General features: G+C 66.9%; 2 protein-coding genes. Both read right to left on the bottom strand.

Annotated elements, in window-relative coordinates:
* Window positions 1-204 precede the first annotated feature (204 nt).
* Window positions 205-771: a FecR domain-containing protein gene (locus tag JaAD80_RS29060; RefSeq protein WP_102299653.1), complete on the bottom strand. Its 567-nt coding sequence runs from the start codon at window positions 769-771 to the stop codon at window positions 205-207.
* The gene (locus JaAD80_RS32065) at window positions 740-847 is read right to left on the bottom strand and encodes a FecR domain-containing protein (protein WP_102299652.1); all 108 of its coding nucleotides are present in this window, start codon (window positions 845-847) and stop codon (window positions 740-742) included. Before JaAD80_RS32065 ends, JaAD80_RS29060 begins: the two co-directional genes overlap by 32 nt.
* Window position 848 lies beyond the last annotated feature (1 nt).

Below are 848 nucleotides of genomic sequence, written 5' to 3'. Positions count from 1 at the left end.
GGCCAGGCACAGGGCCGCAGCCGCCTGCGCCAGCGGGCGCAGTGCGGAGTGAGGGAATGGCAAACTGACAAAATTCAAAGCGTGAAACATGCAAGTTCCTGATAGTAGTGGCGTCATCAGACGGTGAAAAACAGGCGCCCTACTCTGTAGGTGCCGCGAAAACGGAAAACGGGCAGTCCGGCTGCAAATATTTTTTGTGGGGCACTACGGCGCCGGTTCGACGCTGACCCAATACCGCGTGCGGCTGCGCACCTGCACCGGCAGGGAGTTCGGCAGCATGTTCAGGATGCGCGCGGTGTCGGCCAGCGGAAATACGCCCGACAGGCGCAGCTGCGCCACTTCCGGCGCGCAATGGATGATGCCGGGGCGGTAGCGGGCCAGGTCGGCCAGGAAATCGCCCAGGGTCACGTCGTCGACGATCAGCTGCCCGCGCGACCAGGCATCCGCATACGCATCGATGGCATGCGGCGCGCCGGGAGCCTGGCGCGAAAACGCCACGCCGCGCCCTGCCGCCAGCCGCAAAGGCGCGCCGTCTCCGTCACGCGGACGGATCTCGACGGCGCTTTCAAACACGTCCACGGAGCTGACGCCATCTTGCTGGCGCACGGAAAAGCGCGTGCCCAGCGCGCGCACCAGGCCTTCGCGCGTGGCCACCACCAAAGGCGCGTCGCTGCCGGCACCCCGGCCGCTGGTGACGAGGATTTCGCCGGCCAGCAATTCGATCAGGCGGCGGCTGGCGTCAAAAACGCACGTTGACGGCCGATCCCGTATTCAGACTGAGCACGCTGCCATCGGCCAGCGCCACGTCGCGCCGCTCGCCCGTGGCCGTGCGGTAATCGGCGCGCAAG

This window comes from Janthinobacterium sp. AD80, assembly GCF_002878455.1.
GTDB lineage: Bacteria > Pseudomonadota > Gammaproteobacteria > Burkholderiales > Burkholderiaceae_D > Janthinobacterium.
Note: the sequence above shows the minus strand (reverse complement) of the source record. Positions and strands in the feature narration are given on the sequence as shown.